This is a genomic window from Dactylosporangium sp. NPDC049525 (assembly GCF_040676755.1).
Classification (GTDB): domain Bacteria; phylum Actinomycetota; class Actinomycetes; order Mycobacteriales; family Micromonosporaceae; genus Dactylosporangium.
Genome location: NZ_JBFAPO010000004.1, coordinates 145,536 through 172,224, shown reverse-complemented (window position 1 = coordinate 172,224; position 26,689 = coordinate 145,536). Strand labels below are relative to the sequence as shown.

The following is a 26,689-nucleotide window of genomic DNA, read 5'->3' as shown; positions in this document are numbered from 1 at the left end:
TCGTTCCTTTCTACGGCTCGGTGGCATTCGCGACGTCCTTGAGAACCTGGCGCCACGCTTGGTCGGGTCGCTGCTTGCCCTTGTCGACCCGGGTGATCCCGAGGCCGATCAACGGTCCGATGTCGCCGTCCTTGGGGCCCTGGTACTGCGGTCGCAGGGTTCTCGCCGCCTCGGTGAAGATCTGGCCGGTGGGCGCATTGTTGAAGAACGCGTTGGTGTTGCCGAGCACGGCCGGGTCGTCGTAGAGCGCGGCCTGGCTGGGCAGGTGGCCCTGGGTGCGGAAGATCCAGCTCGCCTGCTCGGGTGCGGTCAGGAACCTGGCGAGCTCGGCCGCCTCCTCGCGGTGCTTGCTCTGCTTCGGCACGGTCAGGAACGAGCCGCCCCAGTTGCCGCTGCCGCCGGGGATCGTGGCGATGTCCCACTTGCCGCTGGTCTGCGGCGCGTTCTGCTTGATGGTGTCGGTCATCCAGGCCGGGCAGGCCACGGTGGCGAACGATCCCTGCTGGAACCCGGCGTTCCACTGCTGGCTGAACGTCGCCAGCTTCGCCGACTCGCCGGCCTGCACGGCCTCGACCGCCAGGTTGAACGCGTTCCTGACGGCGGGGTTGTTCGCCACCACCACCTCGTTGCCGGGTGCGGTGTAGCCGACCGGCGCCTGGCCGATGATGGCGTTGAAGATGTTGGAACCGGAGTCGAACCAGGCCACGCCGTCGGGCGCGCCGGCCTTGAACCGCTTGCCGGTCGCGATGTACGACTCCCAGTCCGGCCACAGCGCGGCCACCTCGTCGCGGTCGGTCGGCAGGCCGGCCTGCGCGAACAGGTCCCGGCGGTAGCACATCGCCAGGCCGCCGACGTCGGCTCCCAGCCCCATCAGGCTGCCGTCGGCGCCGGTCGCCTGCTGCGACTTCCACGACAGCCACTGGCCCGGGTCGGCGCCGTAGTCTCTGAAGTCGACGAACTTGTCGGACATGACCTTGAACTGCGCGATGTAGCCGCCGTCGATGGCCTCGATGTCGCCGGTTCCCGATCCGCCCAGCAGGTGCGCCTGCAGGTTCTTGTGGTGGTCGTCGTACGAGACCACGTGCTCGACGATCTTGACCCCGGGATGGCTCTGCTCATATTTGGTGTACAGGTCGCGGTATCCCATGTCGCCGAAGATCTCGACCACGAGCTGCGTCTGGCCCGGCTTGGCGGAGCCGCACGCGCCGGCCGCCGTGACGACGAGCGCCAAGCAACCCAGCATCAGCGCCGTCAGCGTTGCGGGCCTGCGGGTGCGCATCGGATCTCCTTCAGGTGTTCGGACTGCCGGCAGGATCGGATGCGGAGCAATGAGGGCACGGCACCGCCACACGACGGGTGCTTCCCGAATCCGAGGTCGGCCCAGGGGCCGTCGCCGGCCCGGTCGACCGGGCACGGACGCGAGGCCGCGGCGGAGGCGCTAGCAGGACGACAGCTTCGTGCAATGCGATCAACAGCGCAGCGCACCCGGCCTCCGCGGCGGCGGTCGGCGCCGGCTCCACAGCGAAACCTTGCGGAAGCGGCCCAACTGCCAGCGACTGTAGCCGCTCGGTTTATACCTGTAAAGTCCGAATTACGGCGAACATTCGTATTATCCGCTTGGCAACTATTGGGCGATCTTCGCGATGTTCCGCTGTGACTGATGCCGTTCGGCGAGTGCGCGGCAGCAGGCGTTTCCACAGCTCAGAACGCCAGTGCCCCGGCTCACCGTGGTGAGCCGGGGCACTGGCGACAACCTGCGACGTCAGGAGGTCGCCGTAGCGGCGTCCTGGATCAGGTCCGCGACGGTCCTCGGGTGACTGATCATGACCACGTGGGACGCGGTCGGCACCTCGACGACCTTGCGGGCCTTCGCGCGGCTGTACATGAAGCGTTCGCACGCCGGTGGGATCGCCTTGTCCCGGCCGGCGACCAGTCCCCACGACGGGATGGTCCGCCACGCCGCGGCCTGGGTCGGGTAGATGAAGGAGTCCGCATCGAAGGGCCGCTGCGTGGCCTGCAGGAGCCGGAACGCATCCGTGGAGATGTCGGCGGCGAAGGCCGCCTGGCCGTCCTTGCTCAGGTACAGGTCGGTTCCGGTGGTGCCGTCGGGCTTCGTGTACGGGACCGGGACGCTCACGGGCAGCACCTCGCTGCCGGGGAACTTGTTGATGAGGTCCCCCTGCGTCTCACCCACGTCGGGCACGAACGCCGCGACGTACACCAGGGCCTTGACGTTGCTCCTGCCGGCGGCCGCGTTGGTGATGACGGTGCCGCCCATGGAGTGGGCCACCAGCACGACCGGCCCGCTGATGGAGGCGAGCAGACTCCCGATGTACGGGGCGTCGGTGGGGATACCCCGCAGCGGGTTCGACGCCGCGATCGTGGTGTAGCCCGCGCGCTGCAGCTTCGGGATGACCCCGTTCCAGCACGACGAGTCGGCGTAACCGCCGTGCACCAACACGATGGTCGGCTTGGTCTTCGCCCCCGGCCGGTCCGCCTGGGGCGTCGCGGCGCTCGCCGACTGCGCCCCGAGCGGGGTCAGCAGCGCTGCCGACCCGGCCAACGCCGCGCCGGTCGCCAGCACCTGACGGCGTGAAACATTCGGTGCCATGGTGATCTCCATATTCGCTGAGCTGTGCTGACTTGGTTTGGCGGTGCCACGCACCGCATGACGAGGCAGTCCGTCTGACAGTGGTGGTCAGCGGCCGGCCGCGGCCTGGCGGATGAGGTCGGCGACCGCGCCGGGCTGGGAGGCGTAGATGGCATGGCTGCCGATCGCCTCGGTGGTGACCGCGCCGGCTCGGGTGGCCATGGCCCGCTGCGCCGGCGGCGGGATCATGCGGTCGGCGGTGGCGACCAGGTACCAGCTGGGCTTGTGCCGCCAGGCCGGCTCGGTGACGGCGCCGGCCAGCGCGCCGACGCCCCACGGCACCTGCGCGTCGGCCAGGAACGCGGCCTCGTCTTCGGGCAGGTCGGCGGCGAACGAGGCGTGGAACTTGTCCCGGTCGAGGAACAGGAACCCGTCACGGGGCGGCAGGATCGGCGGTACGGGCGCGCCGGCCGGCGGGTCGGCGATCAGCGTGTTGACGGACTCGCCCTTGTCCGGGGCGAACGCCGCGACATAGACGAGCGCGGCCACGGCGTCGTGGGTGCCGGCCTCGCTGATGACCGCCCCGCCGTAGGAGTGGCCGACCAGCACGGCCGGCCCGTCGAGCCCGTCAAGGATGAAGCGCGTTGCGGCGACGTCGCCCTCCAGCGACAGCGTCGGGTTCTGCACGATCTTGACGGTGAACCCGTCGGCGGTCAGCAACCGGTGCAGGCCCAGCCAGCCCGATCCGTCGACGAACCCACCATGCACCAGCACGACGTTGCGAATCATCGAGTGCTCCTCGGTTCCAGCGGCCGGCATGTCGCCCGCCGCGTCGCACTCCATGCAAGCCCCACCGGCCGCGCCGGCCCAGGCAGAACAGGACGCAGAACTAGCGCCCGCCGCCCCTGGAGTTGACGTCGCCTACCCCTCTGTTCCCGGCACCCGGAGCGCGACGGTGGCGGTGCAGCCGGCGCCCGGCTTGACGTGATCGTCAGCGTTCCGCCGGCCGTGGCCGTCGCCTGTGCCAGCAGCGCGAGTCCGATGTGCCCGTCCGGGGGCGTCCGACCGGGGGCGAATCCCGCGCCGTCGTCACGTACCAGCAGCATGACCTCGCGGCGGCCCGCGACGGCGGTGACAGTGACGGTGATCCGCGAGGGCCTGCCATGCCGCACAGCGTTGCGGACCAGCTCGAGTGCCGCCTGACTGAACAGCACCTGGTGCGGTCCGGTGATCAGGCGGGAGGCCGCCGCGGTCACACTGACATCGAGCGTGACAGATTCGCCGACCTCCTTGCGGAGCAGCCCCGGCAGGTTCCCGGCGAGATCGCCCGGCGTCGGGACGGCGGGCAGCAGCCCGGCGGTGAGCGCACGGAGCTGCGCGATGCTGGTCTGGACGATCTCCCGGGCCGCCGCCATCCGGTGGCCGCCGGCGTCGGACCTGCCCGCGGTGGCGTCGGACAGCACGATGCCGGCCGCGGCGAGGTTCTGGATCGGGCCGTCGTGCAGCGCCTGGGCCAGTTCGCGGCGGTGCCGGTCGCGCATGGCAGCGGCGATCGCGGCAAGATCGGTGCGCTGGTCGGCCAGGCGACGGGAACGGCGCACGGCGTTCGCGGTGAGCGGTAGCGCGGCGGCGGAGGCACCCAGGACGATGCACAGCAGCAGCGGGAGCCGCATCCGGGAGACCTGCCACGCGGTGGCGCGCACGCTGGTGGGCACGTAGGCCTCCAGGCTCAGCAGGTTGTTGCCGGCGTCGCGGAAGTTGGTGAACACCTCGAGCAGCCGGGTGCGGTCGTCGGCCTCGAGTCGGTGCTCGCCGTCGTCCGGCACTGCCAGGGCTTCCACCGCCCCGACGCGGCCGGCCGGCGCGGAGGAAGCCAGAGGGCCCTCGGCGGCGCGGGTGAAGCCCTCCAGCTGCGGCCGGTCGGAGATGACGATCCGGGCGGTGTCGCCGCTGATGATCCACAGTTTGACGCGGAAGAGCACACCGGAGCGCAGGAACGGATCCAGCGTGTTCAGGAGGCGATCCCGGTGGTACCCGTCGGAGGTGCTGTAGTCCGCGGTGGACAGCGTGTCGATCACCGTGGCGCTGACGGCCGAGACGGTGCCGATGGCCCCCTGCGCGGAAGCCGCGCGGGCGGTGCCCACCATGCCCGGGCCCGCGCCCGCGGCGGCCACGACGGCGATCAGGGCGGTGACGGCGAGGTGGCGCGGCACGGCCTGTCGCCAGCTCACCCCACGGCCGGCGCTCACGGATGCCGCTTCCCCGCGGTGACCAGGCCGGACTCGATGGCGGCGACGACGGCGGCGTGCTGGGTGTGCACGCCGAACTTGGCCAGGATCGTCTTGATGTAGTCGCGCACCGTGTGCATCGACAGCCCGAGGTCGTGGGAGATCGTCCGGGCGTCGGCACCGGAGGCGAGCGAGGCCAGCACCTCGTGCTCCCGCGGGGTCAGTTGCGGTCCGGCGGTGTCGGCGAGGCGGCGCCGGGGTGATGGTGGTGGCGCACCGCGCAGGACACCGAGCACGGCATGCAGGGCGTCGTCCTTGGCCAGGAACGCATCCGCACCGGCACGGTGCGCGGCGGCGGCCAGATCCGCACGCGGGTGCCCGGTCAGCACGACCAGCAGCGCCGCCGGACGGATCGCCCGCAGTTCCTCGACGACGGCCAGGCCGCCGGCGTCCGGCAGGTGCAGGTCGACGATGGCGACGTCGAAGTCGTACGCGGCGGCCTTGGCCAGCCCTTCCCGCGCGGAGTTGGCCACCGCGACACATCGCAGGTCCGGCTGGGCGTCGAGAGCGAAGGCGAGCACGTCGGTGAAGATCCGGTGGTCGTCGACGAGCAGCACCGTCCGCGGTGCTCGCACCGCCGGGCACGTGCCGGATACGGCGGGCATGGTTGCCGTGCTCATCGCGGTACCGATCCCTTCCGAGGACGGTCCCCCCAATTTTGGGGACTCATCCGGGGTCTGCTCAGCCCTACCGTACTTAGGTAAGCCTAACGTAATACACGCGCGAACTTCCCAGTGAGGACCACCCTCTTGTTGACCACTTCCAGCTCGACCCGCCGGCGGGTGCTCGCAGCGCTGCTGACCATTCCCGTCGCGGCGCTGGCCGCATGCGGAAGCACCGACACCGGCGCCGGCTCGCCGGCGCCCACCGGCGCGTCCGCGCCGGCGCTGAACCGGAACGCGACCCTGACGCTGTACAACGCACAGCACGACACGCTGACCAAGGCATGGGTGGAGGCGTTCACCGCCAAGACCGGGATCAAGGTCGAAATCCGGCAGGGCAGCGACCTGACCATGGCCAACCAGCTGGCCGCGGAAGGCACCGCGTCACCGGCCGACGTGTTCCTGACCGAGAACTCCCCCGCCATGTCGCTGGTCGAGAACGCCGGCCTGTTCGCACCGGTCGACAAGGCGACCTTGGCACAGGTGCCCGCCGAGTACTCCCCGTCGACCGGCAACTGGGTGGGCATCGCCGCCCGCAGCACCGTCCTGGCCTACAACCCTGCCAAGGTCACCGAGGCGGAACTGCCGAAGTCGATCATGGACCTGCAGGACCCGAAGTGGAGCGGCAAGTTCGGCGCCGCCCCGAAGGGCGCGGACTTCCAGGCAATCGTCTCGGCCATGCTCGAGCTCAAGGGCGAAGCGGCCACGAAGACGTGGCTGGCCGCGCTCAAGAGCGGCGGGCAGGCACACACCGGCAACAGCGCGGCCATGAAGGCCGTCAACGCCGGCACGTCCGCGACCGCCGTCATCTACCACTACTACTGGTACGGCGACCAGGCCAAGACGAAGGAGAACAGCAACAACGTCAAACTGCACTTCTTCGGCGGTCAGGACCCGGGCGCGTTCGTATCCGTGTCCGGTGGGGGCGTGCTCAAGTCCAGCAAGCACCCGGCCGAGGCGCAGGCGCTGCTGCAGTACATCACCGGCAAGGACGGCCAGAAGCTGCTGGCCGACAGCACCGCGTTCGAGTACTGCGTCGGCAAGGACGTGCCGTCCAACCCCGCGCTGAAGCCACTCAGCGAGCTCGGCGCGCCGAAGGTCGACCCGTCGAAGCTCAACGGCAAGAAGGTCGTTGACCTCATGACCGCCGCCGGGCTCATCTGAAGCATCGCCCGAATCCGGTAATGCGCGCTCCAGTCATGACTCCTGCCGCGCCGGCAGCAGGCGCAGCCACGCGGCGACTCCGGTCGCTGCCGCCGCTGCGCCTGCTCGTGCCGTGCCTGCTGATCGCGGGTTTCGCCGCGATCCCGCTCGTCGTCATCGCCTACTACTGCTTCGACGTCGGCTGGGCCGTCGTCGAACCGCTGGTGTTCCGGCCGCTCATCGGCGAGCTGCTCACCAACACAATCCTGCTGTGCGCCACCACGACCATCTGCTGCCTGACGGCCGGCGTGGCCCTGGCATGGCTGGTCGAGCGCACCGACCTCCCGGGCCGTGGCCTGTGGCTGGCGTTGCTGGCCAGCCCGCTGGCGATCCCCGCGTTCGTGAACAGCTATGCCTGGATCAGCCTCGTCCCTGAGCTGCACGGGCTCTGGGCGGCCACGCTGATCACCTCCCTGTCCTACTACCCGTTCGTGTTGCTGCCGGTCGCCGCCGCCCTGCGCGGTCTCGACCCGGCGCTCGAGGAGACGGGTCGCAGCCTCGGCCTCGGCCCGGCCAGGGTGTGGGGACGGGTCGTGCTCCCGCAGCTGCGACCCGCGATGCTCGGGGGCTCCCTGCTCGTCGCGCTGCACCTGCTCGCCGAGTTCGGCGCCATCGAGCAGCTGCGGTACGCCACCTTCGCCACCGCGATCATCGCCCAGTACGAGTCGACGTTCGCATCCACGGCGGCGAACGCGCTCGCCGCCGTCCTCATCGCCTGCTGCCTGCTGTTCATCACCTTTGAGGTGCTGACCCGCGGCAGGGCACGAACCGCCCGGCTCGGCTCCGGTGCCGCCCGCGCGGCCACGCCGATGCGGCTCGGCCGGCTCACCGCGCCGGCCGTCGCGGTGCCGCTCGCCGTGCTCGGTCTCGCCGTCGGTGTGCCCGTCTACAGCGTCACCCACTGGCTCGGCCACACCGGCTCCGCGGATCTCGCCGTGTCCACCCTGCTTCCGGTGCTGACGACCACCGCCAAACTCGCGGCGCTCGCCGCGGCCGCCACCGTCGCCGCCGGGTTCCCGCTGGCGTGGCTGTCGGTGCGGCACCGCAGCGTGCTGACCACCGTCCTGGAACGCAGCACCTACCTGGCCAGCTCCGTCCCCGGCGTCGTCGTGGGCCTCGCCCTGGTGACCGTGTCGATCCGCTACGCGCGGCCGCTGTACCAGACCACCGCCCTCGTGGTTGCCGCATACGTGATGCTGTTCCTGCCCAGAGCGATGGTGAACCTGCGCTCGGCGATCGGCCAGGCACCCCCGGTGCTCGAGGAAGCGTCGCGCGGGCTCGGCCAGACCGCGTTCGCCACGTTCCGCCGGGTCGTCGTCCCGCTCACCGCACCGGGCGTGCTGTCCGCGGCCGCCCTGGTGTCACTCGCCGTCACCACCGAACTGACCGCCACGATCCTGCTCGCACCGACCGGAACCCACACGCTGGCCACCGAGTTCTGGTCCGCCGCCGCCGAGATCGACTACCCGGCCGCCGCACCCTACGCCGTCTGCATGATCGTCCTGTCGCTCCCGTCGGCATACCTGCTGCTGCGCCAATCAGCCCGAGGAGTCACCCGATGACCGCCCTGTCCGTGCAGGGACTGTTCAAGCGCTACGGGCGGGTCCACGTCCTCAACGGCGTCGACCTCGACATCGCCCGAGGATCCATCACCGCGATCCTCGGACCCTCCGGCTGCGGCAAGACCACTTTGCTGCGGCTGGTCGCGGGATTCGACCGGGCCGACGCGGGCACCATCACCCTCAACGGCACGAACGTGTCCAGCGGCCGCAACGTCCTGCCGCCCGACAAGCGCGACATCGGCTACGTCGCGCAGGAAGGCGCGTTGTTCCCACACCTGGACGTCCAGGCCAACATCACCTTCGGCCTGCCGTACCTGTCCACCGGCAGGCACCAGCGCCGGCACCGCGCCGCAGCGTTGCTGGAACTGGTCAGCCTCGATCCGGCCCTCGCCCGGCGGTACCCGCATCAGCTCTCCGGCGGCCAGCAACAACGTGTCGCCCTCGCTCGCGCCCTCGCCCGCAAACCCTCGCTCGTCCTGCTCGACGAGCCGTTCTCCTCCCTCGACGCCGCCCTCCGCGAAGCCACCCGGACCGCCGTCGCCGCCGCGCTCAAGGCCGAGAACGTCTCCACCCTCCTGGTCACCCACGACCAGGCCGAAGCGCTGTCCATGGCCGATCACATCGCGGTCATGACCGGCGGCAGGTTCACCCAGACCGGGCCGCCGCAACAGCTCTACGCACAGCCCGCCACCCTGGACACCGCGCTCCTGCTTGGACCGGCCAGCACCCTGCACGGCAAGGTCGACAACGGCCGGGCGATCTGCCCGCTCGGTGCCCTGCCGCTCATCCGGCACTGCCCCGACGGCGACGCCACCATCCTCATCCGCCCCGAACAGATCCACCTGTCCGGCGACGCCGCCACAACCGGCGCCGCCACGGTCGTCAGGTGCGAATTCTTCGGCGCCGACATGGTCGTCACCGCGCAACTCGCCGGTGGCGCGACGATCCGCGCCCGCGCCACCGGCACCACCACATACCACCCAGGACAACCGATCACCGTCACCGTGCACGGACCGGTGCACGCCTACGCGGGTCATCTTCGCGAAGGCGCGGACCTCACGACGCCGTAGCCAGGCGGGCCACGACGGTGACGTTCAGACGTCGCGCAGTAGGGTCAGGCGCGGGGTCCGGGTCCGCGCGAGGACGCCCACCACTGTCACCGCACCGGCGGCGAGCGTGGTGACGCCGAGCGCGCCGAGGTACGTCCACGGCAGCGCCAGACGATCCGGTGGCGGGTCGAAGGCGCCCTTGAGCATGACGACCAGGACCTGGGCCAGCCCGACACCGGACGCGGCGCCGATGACCAACGCCGGCACGGTGACCACGAGGGCCTCCCCGGCGATGAAGCCGGCGAGGTGGCGGCTCCTCGCGCCCAACGCCGTGGCGATGGTGAACGTACGGCGGCGCTCGGTCAGGCCGAGCGCGAGGACGAGACCGGCGGCGGCCACGGCGAGCAGGAGGGCGTAGCTCAGCTCGATCCGGGTGAGGCCGGCGAGGTCGACAGCGGTCAGGCTCGAGCCGATGGTGGTCCGGCTGGTGGTGATGTCGGTGATGGCCGGGCCGGGCCCGATCCGGGCGCGCAGTGCCGCGGCGACGGTTGCCGGATCGTGCCCGCCGGCGTCGACGAGGTGGGTGCCCGGGCCGGCGCCGGCCTTTCCGGTGACGTAACGCTGGTTGGCCACGAGGAAGCTGTCGGTGGGTGCCGTCGGGAACTCGTTGACGACGCCGAGGAAGTGGAAGGTGACCGGGGTCGGGTTGCCGGTCCGGGTGTCGGTGATCCGCAGGACGAGCCGGTCGCCGGGCTGGAGTTGGAAGTCCGTGACGGTCTCGGCGGACACGAGGATGCCGTCGGGTTGCTGCTCGAGGCGGCGCATGAGCGCACCGGCGGTCCCGCCGGCGAACCAGGCGTCGGCGAGGTGCGCGCCGCCGGTGACGGTGGCGGGCTGCACGGCGTAGAGGTCCTGCAGGTCGGCGCCGACGTAGGCGAACCGGTGCTGGATGGTTTCGACGTGCCGGACGCCGGGCGTGCGGTGGATGGCGTCGGCGAGGCCGCCGCTCAGGTCGCTGGGCGTGGCGGTGACGGTGACGTCAGCGCCGTTGGTGAGGCGGGCGTCGACCTCGGCCTGCTGCTGGTACGTCGCGGTGAAGGCGGCGGTGGAGACCGCGAACGCGATGGCGCAGGCGATCAGCGTGGCGGCCGTGGCGATCGGGCGGCTGCGCCGGCGCAGGGTGGCCGCGACGGTGCCGGCGAGCGGCCCCGCCAACGGCCGCAACATGCCGGTGAGGAGTCGCCGGCCGAGCCGCAGCCCGGCCTCCACCAGGCGCCAGGTGAGCAGCGCGGCGCCGATCCACAGCAGCACCGGGCCGGTGAAGGCCCAGTGGTCCACGGCGATGCGCGGCGCCCCTTCCGGTGCGACGACCAGCTGGTAACCCGTGGCGGTGGTTGCCCGCAGGACGAGCAACGCACCGACGAGCGCGATGCCGTCGACACCCAGCCGCAGGACGAGCGGGAGCCGGGAGCGGGCGGCGTCGGCCCGGCCGGCGGCCACGCTCTCGGTGCGCAGGGACCGCGCCGCCGGCAGCAGCACCGTGCCGGCCGCGATGACGAGCCCGGCCGCCGCGGCGGCCACCGACCAGGCGGCCGTGCCGGTGTCGGCGAAGACGAGGCGGCCGAGGGCAGCCGCCGCGGTGGCGCCGAGGGCGGCGCCGATGACTCCGCTGACGGTGGCCTCGAGCGCGGCGATCCAGAGCAGCTGCCGGGTGCTGGCACCGCGGGCGCGCAGCAGTGCCTGCTCCTTGCGGCGGCGGTCGGCGGCAGCGGCGACGATGGCCGCGGTGAGCAGGCCGGCGAGCGCCGCGCCGGGGGTGGCCAGGAACAGGAACAGGGCGGCGGCGTAGGCGGCGTCGGACCGGGCGGCGTCCAGGGCGGCGGCGAGGTTGTCGGTGCTCTGCCCCGCGCCGGCGAGCGCGGCGTCGAGGTGATGCGCGGCGCCGGTGCTGTCGGTGTACGCCGTGCCGGGGTCGGCCGGCAGCTGCCGGGTGGTCCGCACGTGGATCTGTCCGGCCAGCAGGTCGGACCGGTCCGCTCGCAGCGGGTCGAACAGCGCGGTGAACGTCGCGGTCGGCAGCAGCAGGACGTTGTCCGGTGGAGCGGTCGCCGCCGGGTCGAGCGTGAGCATCGTGTCGGCGTGCGGAAGGTCGACGACGCCGTCGACGGTGACCTGCGCGGCGGGAAGCCCTGGACGGGCGACGGTGATGACGCTGCCGGGCCGGGCGCGCAGGTTCGCCGCGGTCTGCTGCGCGATCAGCACCCCGGTGCCGGCGCCGGCAAGGTCGCGAACCTGCCCGGGGAATGCCGTGCGGTAGTCCGGTGGGAGACCGACGACGACGGCGGCACCGGTCGTGCTCACCGTGGCACCGTCCTGCGTGGACAGTGCGGGGACGTGCGCGTACTCGACGGGCAACGCGACGGCGACACCCGGCTCGGCGCGGGTGGTGGCGAGGGCGGCCCGCGGATCGGCGCCGGTGCTGAGGTGCACCTGCCAGTCGACCTGGACCGGCGCTACGGCGCGGGCCGTCATCGAGGCCCGGGCCGTGGCCAGGAACGAGCCGACGGTGGCCAGCAGCGCGACGGCGGCGGCGATCCCGGCGGCGGTTCCGAGGATGCTGCCGGTGCGCCGGCGGAGCAGGCCGGTGAGCCAGATCAGCATGGCGGGTCCGTATCTGCGAGGGTCCGGGTGGAGATCACGCCGTCCGCCATGGGCCATCGGGTGTGCAGGCGGCCGGCGGTCACGTTGTCGTGGGTGGCCAGCACCAGCGCGGCGCCGAGCCGGTCGACGGTGGACAGCAGGATGTCGAGCAGGTGTGCGGCGGTCGCGGTGTCCAGTGCGGCCGTCGGTTCGTCGGCGACGACGAGGTCGGGGTTCGTGGCGACGGCGCGGGCGACGGCGACACGTTGCGCCTGCCCACCGGACAGCTGGTGCGGCAGCCGGTCGGCGAGATTGTCCAGGTGCAGCAACCGCAACGCCTCGGACGCGGCCTGCCGTGCCGTGTCGGCGGTCTGCCCGGCGAGCAGGACGGGCAGGGCCACGTTCTCGTGGACGTCGAGGGTGGGCAGCAGCGCCGGGCTCTGAAACACGATCCCGATGCGGCCCGGACGGCGTCGTGGGTGGCCGTCGATCGCGGGCCAGGCGGCGTGGCCGCCGCTCGGGTCGTCGATGCCGGCGATGAGCTGCAACAGCGTCGACTTGCCGGAGCCGGATGCGCCGGTGACCGCGATGCGGTCCGCGGCGGTCACCAGGCAGCTCACGTCCCGCACGGCGGTGACCGGACCGAAGACCCGCCTGAGGTGGGTGCCCACGAAAACCGTCGCGTCGTGGCCCATGTCAGCGTTCACCGCCCCCGACGATCCGGCCGTCCCGCAGTTCGATCACCCGGTCGGCGGCACGGGTGACGGCAGGGCTGTGACTGGCCACGAGCACGGCGGTACCGTCGGCGGCCCGGGCGGCGAGCAGGCCGAGGATCGCGCGTTCGGTGAGCTCGTCGAGCTCGCCGGTGGGCTCGTCGGCGATGAGCACCGCCGGGTCGTTGGCCATCGCGACGGCGAGGCCGGCCCGGGCGATCTGGCCGCCCGACAGCTCACCGGGCAGCGCGCCCCCACGGTCCTCGAGCCCGACCGCGCTCAGGCGTTCCTGGAGACTGCCGGTGTCGCGGGGCTGCCGGGCCAGCCGGCGGGCGAAGCGGATGTTCTGCGCGACCGTCAGGTGCTCCAGGAGGTTGCCGGACTGGAACAGGATGCCGATGTGCCGGGCGCGCAGCACGGCGCGGGCGGTGTCCGGGCGGCGGGTGATCCGCCGACCGGCGATCCACACGCTGCCGCCGTCGGGCTCGTCCAGTCCGGCGAGGCAGGCCAGCAGCGTCGACTTGCCCGACCCCGACGGGCCGGTCACCGCGAGCCACTCCCCCGCCGCCACCGCCACGGACACCCCGCGCAGCGCGAGGACCTCCTCGTCGCCGCTGTGGAAGAACCGGAACAACCGCTCGGCTCGCACGGCCGGCGCGGTCACGCCAGCCACCGCACGGAGTCGGTGACGGTGCGCCACGGGTCGACGTTGTCCGCGCCGTGCGGCCCGGCGAGCGTGACGGTGAGCAGCGACGAGGACTGCCAGAACTGGTACCGCTCGACGTCGTCGTTGACCACCTTGCCGGTGACCGGGTCGGCGGGTGCGTCGGCCCGGTACGTGACCAGCAGCGCCTTGCCCGCGTTGCGGTCGACGACGGACACCTTGCCCGGCGAGAAGCCGGCGGTCGTGCCGCGCAGCGCGTCCAGGTCCGCGGTGCCGGCGGCAGCGTCCGGTGCGGTGGCGCGGGAACCGAGCACGACGGTGACCGTGTTGAGCTTGTCGGTGAACGTGGCCGCGTCGGCGGACTCCGTGCGCGCCCAGCCTTCCGGCACCTTGATGGCGTAGCGGTTGTTCGCCGGGCGGTACTCGACGAACGCCTGGTTGTCCGGGATGTCGCCGGCGCCGCCGGCGTCCGGAGTGCCGCCGCCCTGGCCGCAACCGGACAGCACCAGTGCCGCGACGATCGCCCCAGCGGTGAACCTGCCTGCCGTCTTCATACCGCGCACCGTAAGGAGACGATGCTGAAAGCCCACTGAATGTCGCGCCCCGGGTGGCCGGGCATAAGGATTCGCTAAGAGCTGCCATACCGGCCGGCTAAGAATCGTGCCTGCCAGGCGCATGACAGGTTCCTGGCATCAGTTGCCCAGGTGAGCCGCTGAATCTCGAGATCACGACAGCGCAGGCAGCAAGCCGGCGCTCGCGATCGCAGGGAGCGTACGACGTGTCGATGAACTCCATGAAGGCCATCAAGCGGGTCGGCCTGGCCGCGGCGGGTGTGGTGACGGCCGGCGTGTTCGTGTTCGGTGCCGCCGCATTGGCCAATGCCGAGACCACCGCACCGTCGCCCAGCGCCTCGTCCAGTGCGGCCGCGGGCTCCGGCGGCGCCGCCAAGGGTGGTTCGGCGGACACCGCGGTGACCGGTGACGAACTGACGAAGGTGACCGCCGCGATGAAGGCCAAAGACTCCACAGTCACCGTCACCAGCGTCCGCAAGGACCCCGACGGCTCCTACGACGTCCTCGGCACCAAAGACGGCGTCAACGTCATGTACGACGTCAGCGCCGACCTCACCACCTTCACCCAGAACACGCACGCGGGCCGGTAGCCCGCACCCCGGGCGGTGGGCACGCCGCCCCTGGCGCTCCATCCAGGATCTGTTGCCGGTCATGGCGGTCTCCCGTTGACCGTCATGACCGGCCGCGACGGTGGCATCCTGCCGGCGCTCGGCCCGGTACTCCTCCAAGCGGTGATTTTCTGCATTCAAGTCCGATATGCCGTATTCACTCCTACAAGCTGTCGGTATGAGACGTGCCCCGATCATGGTGCTGACCGCCGCCGCCTTCACGCTGCTCAGCGTGGGCGCGATCCGCGCCGGCGCAACACCCGCCCGTCCTGACCACGTCGTGGTCGTCGTCATGGAGAACAAGCGGTACGACGCCGTCATCGGCCACCGCAGGACCCCGTACATCAGCTCGCTCGCCGAGCGCGGCGCCAACTTCACCAATGCCTACGGCGAGACCCACCCCAGCCAGCCGAACTACCTGGCCCTGTTCTCCGGCTCCACGCAAGGCGTCGTCGACAACCACTGCGGGCACACGTTCACCGGCACACCGAACCTCGGCCGGCAGTTGATCGACGCCGGGCACAGCTTCGCCGGATACTCCGAGGACCTGCCCTCGACCGGCTGGACGGGCTGCGCCGACCGGCAATACGTGCGCCGGCACAACCCCTGGGTCAACTTCGACGACGTGCCCGCGGCCAGCAACCGGTCGCTTCGGGACTTCCCGGCCGACTACCGCAAGCTGCCGACGGTGTCCTTCGTCATCCCCGGCCTGTGCCACGACATGCACGACTGCCCCAAAAACGAGGCGGACAGCTGGCTGGAACGCACCCTCGGCAACTACATCACCTGGGCAGAGCGGCACAACAGCCTGCTGTTGCTGACCTTCGACGAGGACAACAGAACCGACGACAACCACATCCCGACCGTCCTGCTCGGGGCCGGCGTCACCCCCGGCGACCGCACCGAACGCGTCGATCACTACACGATGCTGCGGACCATCCAGGACCTCTACGACCTGCCACCGCTCGGCGCGTCAGCCGACAGAAGCCCGATCTCGCTGCGGTAGGCCCGATCCGGTGGCAGACCGGACGCTGCCGGCCCGGCGGCGGGTCGGTGACGCCACCGCGGCGCCGGCAGTGGGTCACGACAGCCGCAACCGGCGGATCCGCACCGCGCAGAACCCCGCCAGACCGAGAGCCAGCAGGAGGTAGGCCGCTGTTTCCGTCCACTGGAACGCCCAGTACCGACCGGCCGGCTGATATGTCACGAGCTGGCCGAGCCGCAGCCGGTCGATGGCGGCGTCGCACTCCGCCGGTGGGAACGCCGGCGACGTGCACGCCTCCGGCGCCGGTCCGGAGAACGGGTGGCCCGCCGCGTCCACCGTCCGCACGGACGTGATCCACGCGCCGGGGATGTCGACCGGCATCGACACGGCCATACCCTGGTCATCGACCACCACCTGGTGCGGCTTCTCGGTCACCGTGAGCGGCGTCGTGGTCGACAGCGCGGGACGGTAGTGCTCGCGGACCACCGCCGGCACGAGCAACTGCGTCGCGGCCAGCACCGCGACGGTCACCGCCATCGCCGGCACGGTGCGCCGCACCAGCAGCCCCACGCCGGCGCCCAGGGCGAACGCGAACAGCGCATGGCCGAGGGGCACGACGTCACGTGCGCCGAACACCAGCGGCGCGAACCGGTTCGGCAGCGCCAGCCCCTGGTCGTGGTCCGGCAGGCCGCCGGCCCGGTCGAGCGGCCCCGCCCACCAGGTCACCGCGAGGCTCAGCAGCCCCGCGGTCAGCGCCGCGGCCAGGCCGGTCAGCCCGAGCCGCACCAGCAGCCAACGGAGGCGGGTGACGCTCTGTGTCCAGGCCAGCCGCAGCGTTCCGGCCTCCAGCTCCCTGGCGACCAGCGGCGCGCCCCAGAACATGCCGATCACGGCCGGCACGACGTATGCCAGCGCGATGCCGGCGAAGTACAGGAACGGTCGCACGTCGTCGGCCTGGATCCCGGCGGCGAACGCGGCCTGCGCCCGGCCGCAGTCACCGGCGGCGACGCACGTGCCGAGGCCGCTGGAGGTGTACAGGTCGCTGAGGCGGGCGCCGGTGAGCAGGAGCACGGCGGCGAGCGCGGCGAGCAGCCCTGCCGCCGCCCACAGCTGCGCCCGGGTCTGGCGCCAGGTCAACCAGGTCATCGTGCGGCCTCCGTGTCGTCGTGCCGGCCCCGGCTCAGGTGGGTGAGGACGAGGTCCTCCAGGCTCAGCGCCGGCTGCCCGGCCAGCAGCGCCGCGACCGGCCCGGCCACCTGGACCCGGGCGGTGCTCAACACGATGAGGTAGTCGCAGCTGCGCGCCAGGTCCGAGACCACGTGCGAGGACAGCACCACACTCATGTCCCGGTCGGCGACCGACTCGGCCAGGTCGCGCAGGAAGTCGTGCCGGGCAAGGGGGTCGAGGCTGGCCGCCGGCTCGTCGAGGACCAGCAGGTCCGGTCGCTTGCCGACCGCGAGGGTGAGCGCGAGCTGGGCGCGCTGCCCCCCGGACAGCCGCCCGGCGCGCAGGCCCGGGTCCAGGCACAGGCGCTCGACCCGCCGCTCGGCGTAGCCGGCGTCCCAGCCGGGATTGAGCCGCGCGCCGAGCCTCAGGTGCTCCGCGACCGTCAGGGTCGGATAGACCGGTGCGTCCTGCGCGACGAAGCCGACCCTCGCCAGGTGCCGGCGGTCGGCGCCGGGGCGCCGGCCGAGCACCTCGACGGTGCCGGCGGTCGGCGCCAGCAGACCGACCGCCAGTTGCAGCAGCGTGCTCTTGCCGGCCCCGTTGGGGCCGACGAGCCCGACCACGCGCCCGGCGGGAATCGACAGGGTGCACTCCTGGAGCGCCCACCTGTCCCGATACCGTTTGCCCAGGCCCCTGGCCTCTACGACGGTGCTCATCATCGTCCTCCACGGATCGCTTGCGGTGCAGACGATCCTGTTCCCGGCCAGCTCCTGTGTCGTCATGCCCGGGAACAGTCCTCGGACGCCACGTCAGACTCAGGTACACCCCCGACGTCGTGCTGTGGTCTGACGCGGCGTTGCGAACCGGCGGCTACGGTTCGTCCATGCAGTCGCCCCGGCCACCCTGGCCACCGTTGCCCGGCCCGCTCGGGCCGGCGCAACGGACCGTGGTCGACGGGGTCGCCGCCGCGGCACTGGCCTCGGCGGCGACGGTCCTGGCGTGGCAGACCGCCGTCCCGCACGGCTCCGGGTGGGTCGACGCGGCGGTCCTCGCCGCCGCCACGCTCGGCGGTGTCCTGCGGCGGACCAGGACACGGACGGCGCTCATCCTCACCCTGGTCGTCGCGGTGCTCGCCACCAGTTCCGGTTCGTTTCCCGCGCCGTGGGTCGGGGTCGCCTTCGTCGTATACGTGGTGCCGCAACGGTTTCCGCGCAGGGAAGCCGGGTGGCTCCTCGCGGGCGCCGTGGCCGCGGCGGTGCTCGGGGTCACCGGCGCCCTCGGCGTCCCCTGGGCCAGGCCCGGTCCCAACCGGGTCGCGATGCTCACCGAGACCGCCCTGCTGCTCACGGCTGCCTGGACGACGGGCCATGCGGTGCGACAGCACCGCCTGCACACCGCCAGCGTGCGCGAGCGGGAGGAGCAGCAGGCACAGACCCGGCTCGCTGAGGCCCGCCGCGCGATGACCGAGGAACGGCTGCGGATCGCCCGCGAGCTGCACGACGTCGTCGCGCACACGATGAGCGTGATCGCCGTGCAGGCCGGCGTCGCCAACCACGTCGCGGCCGAGCGGCCTGACGAGGCCCGGCGCGCGCTGCTGTCAATTGAGGAGACCAGCCGCGACGCCCTGCGCGAGATGCGCTCGATGCTCGGCGTCCTCCGCGACGGCGCCGTTGCGGAGGACAGTCCCGCGCCGCCGGCAGATCCCGCACCACGGGCAAGTCTCGCGCCACCGGCAGGTCCGGCACCACCGGCAGGTCCCGCACCACCGGCAGGTGTCTCACGGCCGGCCGGCCCGGGCCTCGACGATCTCGACGACCTCGTGCGCCGCACCGCCGACGCCGGACTCGTCGTCGACCTGCGGATGGACGGCACCCGGCGGGAGCTGCCCACCGGGCTGGACCTCGTCGCGTACCGCATCGTCCAGGAGGCGGTCACCAACGTGATGCGCCACGCCGCCACGGACCGTTGCCGGGTGATGGTCAGCTTCCAGCCCGACACGCTCACCGTCGAAGTCGACGACGACGGTCCAGGCCGCGTCGCCACCGATCCCGGCAGCGCGACACCGTCGGGTGGGCACGGCATCAGCGGCATGCGGGAGCGCGTGGCCATGTATGGGGGGACACTGACCATCGGTCCGGCGGCGGAGCGCGGCTTCAGGGTCCGGGCCACGTTCCCGGTCGGCTCGGGGACGGCGCGATGATCCGGGTTCTGGTCGCCGACGACCAGACACTGGTCCGTGGCAGCTTCCGGATCCTCGTCGACACCGCCGCCGACCTTGTCGCGGTGGGTGAGGCGGCCACCGGCGCGGAGGCCGTCGCGCTCGCCGGGCGGGAGCGGCCCGACGTGGTGCTCATGGACATCCGCATGCCGGACCTGGACGGCATCGAGGCCACCCGGCGGATCTGCGCCGACCCGGCGACGGCCGGCGTGCGGGTGCTCATCCTGACGACGTTCGACGCCGACGAGTTCGTGTTCGCCGCCCTGCACGCGGGCGCGAGCGGCTTTCTGCTCAAGGACACCAGGCCCGCCGACCTGCTGGCCGCGATCCGGGTCGTCGCCGCGGGCGAGGCGCTGCTCGCGCCGGGCGTCACCCGCCGGCTCATCGAGGAGTTCGTTCGCCGGCCGGGCACCAGGGTGTCGCCAACCGGGGCGCTGGCCGACACGACCGACCGGGAGCGCGAGGTCCTGACCATGGTCGGGCTCGGCCTGTCCAATCAGGAGGTCGCCGCGCGTCTGCACGTCAGTCTGTCCACGGTGAAGACGCACGTCGGGCGGCTGCTGATGAAGCTCGGCGCCCGGGACCGGGCGCAACTGGTCATCGCGGCCTACGACGCCGGTCTCGTCCGTCCGGCTTCATGAGGACGCGTCCTGCGGATGGCCGCCCCGCCGTCGTCCTCCCGCGAGGACTCCCGCGAGGACTCCCGCGAGGACTCCCGCGAGGACTCCCGCGAGGACTCCCGCGAGGACTCCCGCGAGGATCCGTCGTCCGGCGCCATGGGAAGCCGGATGCGCAGCAGCGCGCCGCCGTCCGGCGCGGCGTGGACGGTGAGCGTGCCGCCGTGCGCGATGACCACGTCCCGGGCGATCGGCAGGCCCAGCCCGGTGCCGCCGCCCTGGCGGGAGCGGTCGTCGTCGAGGCGCACGAACCGGTCGAAGACGCGTTCCCGTTCGGCGGCGGGGATGCCGGGGCCGTCGTCGGCGACGGTGAGCTCGGCGGTGCCGCCGGCGGCGGTGAGGCTGATCGTGACGCGGCCGCGGGCGTGCCGGGCAGCGTTGTCGAGCAGGTTGCGCAGGACCCGCTGCAGCTGGTGCGGGTCGCCGTCGACCCGGACGGGGGCGACCCGCGCCTCCACCTTCAGGTCCGGGTGGCCGGCGCTGAGCCGGTCGCGTTCGGTGTAGACGACGTCGTCCAGGTCGACGTCCTCGCGGCGCAGTTGCGGCCCGGACTCGTCGATCCGGGCGAGGAGCAGCAGGTCGGCGATGAGCCGGCCCATCCGGGTGCTCTCGTGGCGCATCCGGGTCACGTGCGCACCGGCGGAGGACGGCAGGTCCGCGACGGCCAGCAGGTCGAGGCCGGCGTGGATGGTCGACAGCGGGCTGCGCAGCTCGTGGCTGGCGTCGGCGACGAACCGGCGCTGCGCCTCCGCGGCCGATTCGATCCGGTCGAGCATGGTGTTCATCGTGGTGGCGAGCGCGGCGATCTCGTCGGCGGTGGCGGGCACCGGCAGCCGGGTGTGCAGGTTCCGGGCGGTGATGGTGTCGGCCTGGCGGCGCATCGCGTCGACCGGGCGCAGGGTCCGCCCGACGAACAGGAACGTGGCGGCGCCGACGACCAGGGTGAGCAGCGGCATGCCCAGGACGAGCGCGCCGATGATCGCCTCGGTGCCGTCGTTGACCTCGTCGAGGGACTGGCCGACGAGGACGGTGCGCGGGCCGTCGGCGGTGCTGACGCCGACGGCGACGATCCGGAAGCGTTCGTCGTGGGCGAGGTCGAGGCTGCGCTGTTCGCGCTGTGTCTGCCCGGGCTGGGGTCGCAGCGGGGAGATCGGCGCGACCCCGGCGACGGCGGCCGTGGCGGCGACGACCCGGCCAGTGCTGTCGACCACCTGCACGACGGTGCGGTCGCCGGGCGACGGGCGCAGCGTGGCGGTGAGGCCGGTCCCGTCGGCATCGGCGAGCGCCGCCGCGACCTGCGCGGCGCGCTGACCGGTCGACTGGTCGATGTTGTCGGTGAGGATGAGCCGGGCCGCGACCACCAGGGTCGCCCCACTGACCAGGGCGGCGAGCGCGACGACGGCCGCGGCGGCGAGCGCGGAGCGCATCCGCACCCCGAGCCGCCCGGACATGCGGGCCGTGCCGCGCCGCCACCAGCTGCTCATACCACGAACGTAGCGGGGCGGACCTGAACCGGTGCTGAAGAGCGTCAAGGATCGTGCGACGCCGGCGCCGGGCGGTGACGTGCCGCGTCCGCGCGGTCTCCTACTCGTTGTAGGTGTAGCAATGCGGCACGGCGGACGGGGATCTGGCTTTGGGGACGAACTATGCGCGGGTGTTCCAGGACATCGGCGCGGTCGACAAGTACGAGCACCGCACGTACGCACCTGGCAGTTATGCGTCGAGCATCAACGAACGGCAGCGGGTCTACCTGCGCGAGCTGGTCCGCAGCGCCTTCCCGGACCGCCCGCCGGTCCAGCACGACTTCGCCTGCGGCACGGGACGGGCCATCCGCAACCTGGACGGCCTAGTCCGGGAGGCACACGGCTATGACACCTCGGCCGACATGCTGGCGAAGGCGGTCGAGCTGCACACCCCGGCCCGGCTGCACGCGGTCGCGGCCGACGGCCCGGTGCCCCGGCCCGCCACCGCCGAGGGACCGGCGCTGGTCACCATGTTCCGGTTGCTGCTCAACGTCGACGACACCGTCCGTGACCGGGCACTCGCGTTCGCGGCCCGGGTGCTGCCGGACGCCGACGCCGGACTGCTGGTGATCGAGAACCACGGCAACGCGCGCTCGCTGCGGCACCTTCGGGCGCACCGGCACCGGGGGCACCGCTGGTTCGCCGAGCTGTCGCACGACGACGTCGCCGGACTGCTGCGGCGGCACGCCTTCGAGATCGTGGCGCGGCGCGGCTTCTCCATGCTGACCCAGGGCTGGTATGAGCGGCGCGGCCTGGACCGGCTCGCCCGTGGCGTCGACTCCGCGGCGCGCCTGGTGCCCGGCGCCGACCGCTACGCCGTCAATGTCGTCTACGTGGCGCGCCGCGTCCTCGCCGACACCCAGGGCCTGTGACGACCGGCTCAGCTCCGCCGGGACCGGGACCGGGCGCGCAGCAGCTCGACGGCGATCGGCACGACCGACAGCACGACGATGCCGATGAGGATGAGCTCGATGTTGGACTTCACGAACGCGACCTGGCCGAGGAAGTAGCCCAGGACCGTGACGCCGGTGCCCCACAGCGTGCCGCCGATGACGTTGTACAGCACGAACGTGCGGTAGTGCATGCCGCTGGCGCCGGCGACGATCGGCGTGAAGGTGCGCACGATCGGCACGAAGCGGGCCAGGACGATCGAGCGGGCACCGTACTTGGCGAAGAACTCCTGCGCCTTGGTGAGGTTCTCCTGCTTGAACAGCCGCGAGTTCGGCCGCCGGAACAGCGCCGGGCCGACGCGGCGGCCGAACAGGTAGCCGAACTGGTCGCCGGCGACCGCCGCGACCGACACCAGCAGGCACACCAGCCACAGTGGCTGGTGCAGGTACCTGCCGTCGGCGACGAGCAGCCCGGTGGTGAACAGCAGTGAGTCGCCCGGCAGGAAGAACCCGATCAGCAGACCCGACTCGGCGAAGACGACCACCAGGATGCCCAGCATCCCGAAGGTGGAGATGAGCCATTCGGGGTCCAGGAACTTCACGTCGACTTCCTCACGAAGGTAGCGAATGGCGTGTGGGCGACGACCGCGACTGCGGCGACCGCGACGAGCAGGGCGGCGGCGATGTCACCGGGGTAATGCACCCCGACCCAGATCCGGGCCAGGCCGAGCGCCGCCGCGGCAACCAGCAGGACCATGCCCCAGCCGCGGTGCAGGAACACCCCGACCGCCAGCGCGATCCCGAACGCCGCGGTGGCGTGGTCGCTGGGCAGCGAGACGCCGGGGGCGTGCGCGATCAGCTGGTGCACCCGGTGCGTCTGGAAGGGCCGCGGCTGCCCGTTGAGGTGGCTGAGCAGCTGCGCACCGGCGAACGCCAGGAGCAGCGCCGCGAAGACCTTCGCGACCGCCTCGAGCCGTCGGCGCAACAGCGCCCACACGACGATGGCGGCGAACCCGGCGAACACGCCGTAGATCAGCCGGTCGGCGGCGAACTCCATGACGTCGTCGAGGCCGTCGACCCGGCCGGCCCGGTCGTTGATCAGCTGGAACAGTTGGTAGTTCACCTTGGCCACCTCCATGCGTGGCCAAGGTAAGGACCCGAACCTGAGAATCCGTTGAACGGCGCCCGACCGCCGGCTCACCGGTGCGCCCCGGGACCGTCCCCGGCCTCGTGCCTGACCCAGCCAATCTCCTACAGATTGTAGGAGCGTGTCAAACCGGGGCACGGAGGACGGACGGTTATCGTGAGGACGTGGCTGACGTGACAGGACGGCGGGCGGCAGGCTCCCTGGAGACGCAGACGATGACCGCGCTGTGGGCGGCCGACGGCCCGCTCTCCCCTTCACAGGTGAAAGCGGCCGTCGACCCGGACCTGGCGTACAACACGGTGCAGACGATCCTGATCCGCCTCGTCGAGAAGGGCCTGGTGCAGCGGCGCCCGGAGGGGCGCAGCCACGTGTACTGGCCCGTCCAGGACGCGGCCACCACCGCGGCCCGGCAGATGCGGGCGGTCCTGGACGGCCCCAGCGACCGGCAGACGGTGCTGCGCCGCTTCACCGATGACCTCGCCGAGTCCGACCTGGCCACGCTCCGCGCACTGCTGGACCGATCGCCGTGAGCGTCCTGGTGTACCTTCCGCTCCTGCTGCCCGTGCTCCTCACGCTGACACTCAAGCTGCTGCCGGCGGGCGCACGGCCGGAGCCGGCGGCGCGCATGTTCGCCGCCTGCGCCGCGCTCACCGCCGCGGCGGGAGCCGGCTGCCTGGCGCTGCTCGCCCTGACCGCCCTGGACGACCTGCCCGCCGCGGAGGTCCGCGAGCGCACCGCCGGGTATCCACTGCCGGAACCGGTCCCCGGCATCGTCGCGGTCGTCGCCGGACTGCTGCTCGCCGCCGGGGCGTGGCGCGGACTGGCCCACCTGCGCCGGCAGCGGGCCACCGCAGCGGCCCTGCACGCGGCGGGCGCGCCGCACGACGGCCTGCTCGTCGCCGACTGGGCCGAGCCGCACGCGGTCGCGGTGCCCGCGGCGAAGCCGGACCGCGCCGGGCACGTCCTGGTCACCTCGGGCCTGCTGCGCCTGCTCGACGGGCCCGAATGGGCGGCCGTCGCCGCACACGAACGCGCCCACCTGCTGCGCCGCCACCACCGCACGGTCACGCTCGCCGCCGCGGCAGCCGCGGTCAACCCGCTGCTGCGCCCCGTCGCGGACGCGGTCGTCCTGCTGGTCGAGCGCAGCGCCGACGAGGACGCCGCCACCGCGGTCGGCGACCGCGACCTGGTCGCCCGGGCGATCGCCAAGGTCGCCGTCGCCGGTGGGCCGCGCCCTGCAGGCACGCTCGGCGCCGGCGGCTCCAACGTGGTGCGCCGGGTGGGCGCGCTGGCCCTGCCGCGCGGCGGGCGGCCATGGGCGGCGATGACCCTGGCCGCCGTGGTCGTGCTGGGCTCCGCCGTGACCGGCGGCGCCGCGCTCGCCGACTTCATCCGCGTCGCACTGATCTGGCTGCCCTGAGCTCGGTCCGTCCCGGAGCGTGCACCAGCTGCGGAAGCAGCCGGTGCGACCGGCACAGCCGGCGCTGAAGGGAGGCAGCCGAACCTGAGAATACGGTGAACGCTGTGGCACCTACATTCTGTAGGAGTAATCTTCAGTCGGGTTTCAGGCTTCCCTGCCTACGGTCCGGCCATGGTGAGCATGACGCGCCGCGAGCGCACGGCGGCGGTGGCGCTGACCGCCTGGGCCCTGGCCTGGTTCGTGATCATGGCTTGGAACGGCGGCGGTTCATGGCACTTCTTCGTGCAGGGCGCACAGGCCCTGGCCGACACCGACGACGCGATCCGCGGCGGGCTGCACACCTACGCGGCCGCGCCGGTCCTGCAGATCGGGCCGGTCGCGCTGCTCGCCGCGATGGCCGCGATGCCGGCCGGCGCGGCCGGTGGCCTGGCCATCTGGCAGGTGCTGGGCGCGGCCGCCGGACTGGTCGTGCTGTGGCAGGTCCGCCAGGTCGGCGCAGCGGCCCGTCCCGACCTGCTGCACGACGGGCGGCTCGACCGGCGGGTCGCCGCCGCGGCCGTGTGCTTCGTCCCCGTCTGGCTGTTCCTGGCGGTCGGCGTCACCCACGTCGACGACGTGCTGGCGCTGCTGTTCGCGGTCCTGGCGCTGCGGGCCACGGCCGTCGGCCGGCCGGTGCTCACCGGTGCGCTGCTCGGCCTGGCCGTCGACGCCAAGCCGTGGGCGCTGCCGTTCGGGTGCCTGCTGCTCCTGCTCGACGGGCGGCGGAAGGCGTTGTCCGCGGCCACGACCATGACGGCCGTCATTGCCGCGGCGTGGCTGCCGTTCTTCCTCGCCGATCCGGCCACCAGCAACGCCCTGCACTTCACCATCCCCAACACCGAACTGTCGGCGCTGCGCGTGCTCGGCGTCCACGACGCCCGGACCCCGCCGTGGGACCGGCCCGCGCAGGCGGTGCTCGGCACCGTCCTGGCGCTGCTGGCGTGGCGCCGCGGCCGGTGGGCGGCCATGGTGCTGCTCGCCGTCGGTGCCCGGGTGGTGCTGGATCCCGGCACCAACAAGTACTACGTCGCCGGCGTCGTGGTCGGGGCGGCGCTCTGGGACGTCCTGGGCTCCCGCGCCGAGTGGCCGTGGTGGACCGCGACCGCCTGCCTCGGCCTGTTCACCGCCCGCTGGGTGCCGATGCCGGACGCCGCGCACGGCCGGCTGGCCCTCGCCTACGTCTCGGCGTGCGCGTTCCTGCTGATCACCCCCGCGGGTGCCGGCACTTTCAGCGACCGTTCAGGTCCAACATGTGAGGCTGCGGAAATGACGATCGCCCGCCGTATGGCGAACAAGGTGCCCGAAGTCACCGTCTACTTCTGGATCATCAAGGTCCTGGCCACGACGGTGGGCGAGACCGCCGCCGATCTGCTCAACATGAACCTGGGGCTCGGGCTCACCTGGACGACGGTCGTGATGGGCGTCCTCACCGCCGGCGCGCTGGTGCTGCAGTTCCGGTCGCAACGGTACGTGCCGTGGCGGTACTGGCTGGTCGTCATCCTGATCAGCGTGGTCGGCACGCTCATCACCGACAACCTCGTCGACAACTTCGGTGTCCCGCTCGAGGTCACCATCGCCGTCTTCGCGGCCGCGCTCGCCGCCACGTTCGTCCTGTGGCACCGCAGCGAGCACACGCTGTCGATCCACACCATCACCACGCCCCGGCGGGAGTCCTACTACTGGGCGGCGATCCTGTTCACCTTCGCGCTCGGCACCGCCGCCGGGGACCTGCTCGCCGAGCGCATCAACGTCGGCTACCTGCCGTCCGCCGGCATCTTCGCCGCCGCGATCGCCCTCATCGCGCTCGGGTTCCGGCTGCGGGTGCTGGGCGCGGTGCTCGCGTTCTGGGCCGCCTACGTGCTGACCCGCCCGCTCGGCGCGTCGCTGGGTGACTGGTTGTCGCAATCCCGCGACGACGGCGGCCTGGGACTGGGTACGGTCGGGCCGAGCGTGGTGTTCCTCCTCGCTTCGGTCGCCCTGGTCGGGTACCTGACCCGCAGCCGGGTCGACGCACCCGCCGAACGGCCCACGACACCGGCGCCCGTCAACGCCCGCGCCTACCCGTAGGAGGA

The 26,689-nt window shown here is 72.4% G+C and carries 25 protein-coding genes; 11 read left to right on the top strand and 14 right to left on the bottom strand.

All coding sequences use genetic code 11. The annotated features are described in order from the left end of the window. Positions 1 to 10 precede the first annotated feature (10 nt). The 5 genes from AB0K00_RS09625 to AB0K00_RS09605 all read right to left on the bottom strand — a co-directional run bounded on the left by AB0K00_RS09625 (position 11) and on the right by AB0K00_RS09605 (position 5,498). The gene (locus tag AB0K00_RS09625) at positions 11 to 1,279 is read right to left on the bottom strand and encodes an ABC transporter substrate-binding protein (RefSeq protein WP_363518036.1); all 1,269 of its coding nucleotides are present in this window, start codon (positions 1,277 to 1,279) and stop codon (positions 11 to 13) included. A gap of 483 nt (positions 1,280 to 1,762) precedes the next feature. Beyond that, positions 1,763 to 2,611 carry an alpha/beta hydrolase gene (locus AB0K00_RS09620; protein WP_363518034.1) on the bottom strand — a complete coding sequence of 283 codons (849 nt, stop codon included), beginning with the start codon at positions 2,609 to 2,611 and terminating at the stop codon, positions 1,763 to 1,765. An 87-nt stretch (positions 2,612 to 2,698) separates the two neighbouring features. Then, positions 2,699 to 3,379 carry an alpha/beta hydrolase gene (locus tag AB0K00_RS09615; protein ID WP_363518032.1) on the bottom strand — a complete coding sequence of 227 codons (681 nt, stop codon included), beginning with the start codon at positions 3,377 to 3,379 and terminating at the stop codon, positions 2,699 to 2,701. After that, positions 3,376 to 4,839 (bottom strand): ATP-binding protein, encoded by a 1,464-nt coding sequence (locus AB0K00_RS09610; protein ID WP_363518030.1) that lies wholly within the window; start codon positions 4,837 to 4,839, stop codon positions 3,376 to 3,378. Before AB0K00_RS09610 ends, AB0K00_RS09615 begins: the two co-directional genes overlap by 4 nt. Next, positions 4,836 to 5,498: a response regulator transcription factor gene (locus AB0K00_RS09605; protein WP_363518028.1), complete on the bottom strand. Its 663-nt coding sequence runs from the start codon at positions 5,496 to 5,498 to the stop codon at positions 4,836 to 4,838. The genes AB0K00_RS09610 and AB0K00_RS09605 overlap by 4 nt, the downstream gene beginning before the upstream one ends. Positions 5,499 to 5,627: 129 nt before the next feature. Between AB0K00_RS09605 and AB0K00_RS09600 the strand changes: the two genes are divergently transcribed. The 3 genes from AB0K00_RS09600 to AB0K00_RS09590 are packed head-to-tail and all read left to right on the top strand — an operon-like array spanning position 5,628 to position 9,375. Then, the gene (locus AB0K00_RS09600; RefSeq protein ID WP_363518026.1) at positions 5,628 to 6,704 is read left to right on the top strand and encodes an iron ABC transporter substrate-binding protein; all 1,077 of its coding nucleotides are present in this window, start codon (positions 5,628 to 5,630) and stop codon (positions 6,702 to 6,704) included. Positions 6,705 to 6,739: 35 nt separating this feature from the next. Further along, entirely contained in the window at positions 6,740 to 8,305 is a 1,566-nt protein-coding gene (locus tag AB0K00_RS09595) for an iron ABC transporter permease (RefSeq protein WP_363518024.1), read from the top strand. Then, entirely contained in the window at positions 8,302 to 9,375 is a 1,074-nt protein-coding gene (locus AB0K00_RS09590) for an ABC transporter ATP-binding protein (protein ID WP_363518022.1), read from the top strand. The genes AB0K00_RS09595 and AB0K00_RS09590 overlap by 4 nt, the downstream gene beginning before the upstream one ends. A 24-nt stretch (positions 9,376 to 9,399) precedes the next feature. Here AB0K00_RS09590 and AB0K00_RS09585 read toward each other — a convergent pair whose 3' ends face one another. Genes AB0K00_RS09585 through AB0K00_RS09570 form a run of 4 tightly spaced genes read right to left on the bottom strand, consistent with a single transcriptional unit; the run spans position 9,400 to position 13,925 of the window. Next, positions 9,400 to 12,015: an ABC transporter permease gene (locus tag AB0K00_RS09585; protein WP_363518020.1), complete on the bottom strand. Its 2,616-nt coding sequence runs from the start codon at positions 12,013 to 12,015 to the stop codon at positions 9,400 to 9,402. After that, positions 12,009 to 12,701 carry an ATP-binding cassette domain-containing protein gene (locus AB0K00_RS09580; RefSeq protein WP_363518018.1) on the bottom strand — a complete coding sequence of 231 codons (693 nt, stop codon included), beginning with the start codon at positions 12,699 to 12,701 and terminating at the stop codon, positions 12,009 to 12,011. Before AB0K00_RS09580 ends, AB0K00_RS09585 begins: the two co-directional genes overlap by 7 nt. Further along, a complete protein-coding gene (locus AB0K00_RS09575; RefSeq protein ID WP_363518016.1) occupies positions 12,691 to 13,371 on the bottom strand; it encodes an ABC transporter ATP-binding protein in 681 nt (226 codons plus the stop codon). Before AB0K00_RS09575 ends, AB0K00_RS09580 begins: the two co-directional genes overlap by 11 nt. Beyond that, positions 13,368 to 13,925 carry a hypothetical protein gene (locus AB0K00_RS09570; RefSeq protein ID WP_363518014.1) on the bottom strand — a complete coding sequence of 186 codons (558 nt, stop codon included), beginning with the start codon at positions 13,923 to 13,925 and terminating at the stop codon, positions 13,368 to 13,370. The genes AB0K00_RS09575 and AB0K00_RS09570 overlap by 4 nt, the downstream gene beginning before the upstream one ends. 230 nt (positions 13,926 to 14,155) lie before the next feature. Here AB0K00_RS09570 and AB0K00_RS09565 point away from each other — a divergent pair, with 230 nt between their 5' ends. Both AB0K00_RS09565 and AB0K00_RS09560 read left to right on the top strand, forming a co-directional pair. After that, positions 14,156 to 14,533 (top strand): hypothetical protein, encoded by a 378-nt coding sequence (locus AB0K00_RS09565; protein WP_363518012.1) that lies wholly within the window; start codon positions 14,156 to 14,158, stop codon positions 14,531 to 14,533. 196 nt (positions 14,534 to 14,729) lie between these two features. Further along, positions 14,730 to 15,557 (top strand): alkaline phosphatase family protein, encoded by an 828-nt coding sequence (locus AB0K00_RS09560; protein ID WP_363518010.1) that lies wholly within the window; start codon positions 14,730 to 14,732, stop codon positions 15,555 to 15,557. A gap of 75 nt (positions 15,558 to 15,632) precedes the next feature. On the opposite strand, the gene AB0K00_RS09555 is transcribed toward AB0K00_RS09560, so the two are convergent. Then, positions 15,633 to 16,682 (bottom strand): ABC transporter permease, encoded by a 1,050-nt coding sequence (locus tag AB0K00_RS09555; RefSeq protein ID WP_363518008.1) that lies wholly within the window; start codon positions 16,680 to 16,682, stop codon positions 15,633 to 15,635. Further along, on the bottom strand, positions 16,679 to 17,419 hold the full coding sequence (locus AB0K00_RS09550) for an ABC transporter ATP-binding protein (protein WP_363518006.1): 741 nt from the start codon (positions 17,417 to 17,419) through the stop codon (positions 16,679 to 16,681). The genes AB0K00_RS09555 and AB0K00_RS09550 overlap by 4 nt, the downstream gene beginning before the upstream one ends. A gap of 167 nt (positions 17,420 to 17,586) precedes the next feature. On the opposite strand from AB0K00_RS09550, the gene AB0K00_RS09545 reads away from it, so the two are divergent. Both AB0K00_RS09545 and AB0K00_RS09540 read left to right on the top strand, forming a co-directional pair. Further along, positions 17,587 to 18,903, top strand: a complete 1,317-nt coding sequence (locus tag AB0K00_RS09545) for a sensor histidine kinase (RefSeq protein ID WP_363518004.1) — start codon at positions 17,587 to 17,589, stop codon at positions 18,901 to 18,903. Then, positions 18,900 to 19,562: a response regulator transcription factor gene (locus AB0K00_RS09540; protein ID WP_363518002.1), complete on the top strand. Its 663-nt coding sequence runs from the start codon at positions 18,900 to 18,902 to the stop codon at positions 19,560 to 19,562. The genes AB0K00_RS09545 and AB0K00_RS09540 overlap by 4 nt, the downstream gene beginning before the upstream one ends. On the opposite strand, the gene AB0K00_RS09535 is transcribed toward AB0K00_RS09540, so the two are convergent. Next, on the bottom strand, positions 19,529 to 21,082 hold the full coding sequence (locus AB0K00_RS09535) for a HAMP domain-containing sensor histidine kinase (RefSeq protein WP_363518000.1): 1,554 nt from the start codon (positions 21,080 to 21,082) through the stop codon (positions 19,529 to 19,531). The genes AB0K00_RS09540 and AB0K00_RS09535 overlap by 34 nt on opposite strands. Positions 21,083 to 21,231: 149 nt before the next feature. On the opposite strand from AB0K00_RS09535, the gene AB0K00_RS09530 reads away from it, so the two are divergent. After that, complete coding sequence (locus AB0K00_RS09530) at positions 21,232 to 21,993, top strand: class I SAM-dependent methyltransferase (protein ID WP_363517998.1); 762 nt, start codon at positions 21,232 to 21,234, stop codon at positions 21,991 to 21,993. Positions 21,994 to 22,001: 8 nt separating this feature from the next. Here AB0K00_RS09530 and AB0K00_RS09525 read toward each other — a convergent pair whose 3' ends face one another. Together AB0K00_RS09525 and AB0K00_RS09520 are read right to left on the bottom strand one after the other, a co-directional pair. Further along, positions 22,002 to 22,571 (bottom strand): VTT domain-containing protein, encoded by a 570-nt coding sequence (locus AB0K00_RS09525; protein ID WP_363518332.1) that lies wholly within the window; start codon positions 22,569 to 22,571, stop codon positions 22,002 to 22,004. A 38-nt stretch (positions 22,572 to 22,609) separates the two neighbouring features. Continuing rightward, positions 22,610 to 23,149, bottom strand: a complete 540-nt coding sequence (locus AB0K00_RS09520) for a phosphatase PAP2 family protein (protein ID WP_363517996.1) — start codon at positions 23,147 to 23,149, stop codon at positions 22,610 to 22,612. Between the two features lie 173 nt (positions 23,150 to 23,322). Between AB0K00_RS09520 and AB0K00_RS09515 the strand changes: the two genes are divergently transcribed. The 3 genes from AB0K00_RS09515 to AB0K00_RS09505 all read left to right on the top strand — a co-directional run bounded on the left by AB0K00_RS09515 (position 23,323) and on the right by AB0K00_RS09505 (position 26,684). Beyond that, positions 23,323 to 23,688, top strand: a complete 366-nt coding sequence (locus tag AB0K00_RS09515) for a BlaI/MecI/CopY family transcriptional regulator (RefSeq protein ID WP_363517994.1) — start codon at positions 23,323 to 23,325, stop codon at positions 23,686 to 23,688. Beyond that, on the top strand, positions 23,685 to 24,578 hold the full coding sequence (locus AB0K00_RS09510) for a M56 family metallopeptidase (RefSeq protein ID WP_363517993.1): 894 nt from the start codon (positions 23,685 to 23,687) through the stop codon (positions 24,576 to 24,578). The genes AB0K00_RS09515 and AB0K00_RS09510 overlap by 4 nt, the downstream gene beginning before the upstream one ends. Positions 24,579 to 24,749: 171 nt before the next feature. Next, a complete protein-coding gene (locus AB0K00_RS09505; protein ID WP_363517991.1) occupies positions 24,750 to 26,684 on the top strand; it encodes a hypothetical protein in 1,935 nt (644 codons plus the stop codon). Positions 26,685 to 26,689 lie beyond the last annotated feature (5 nt).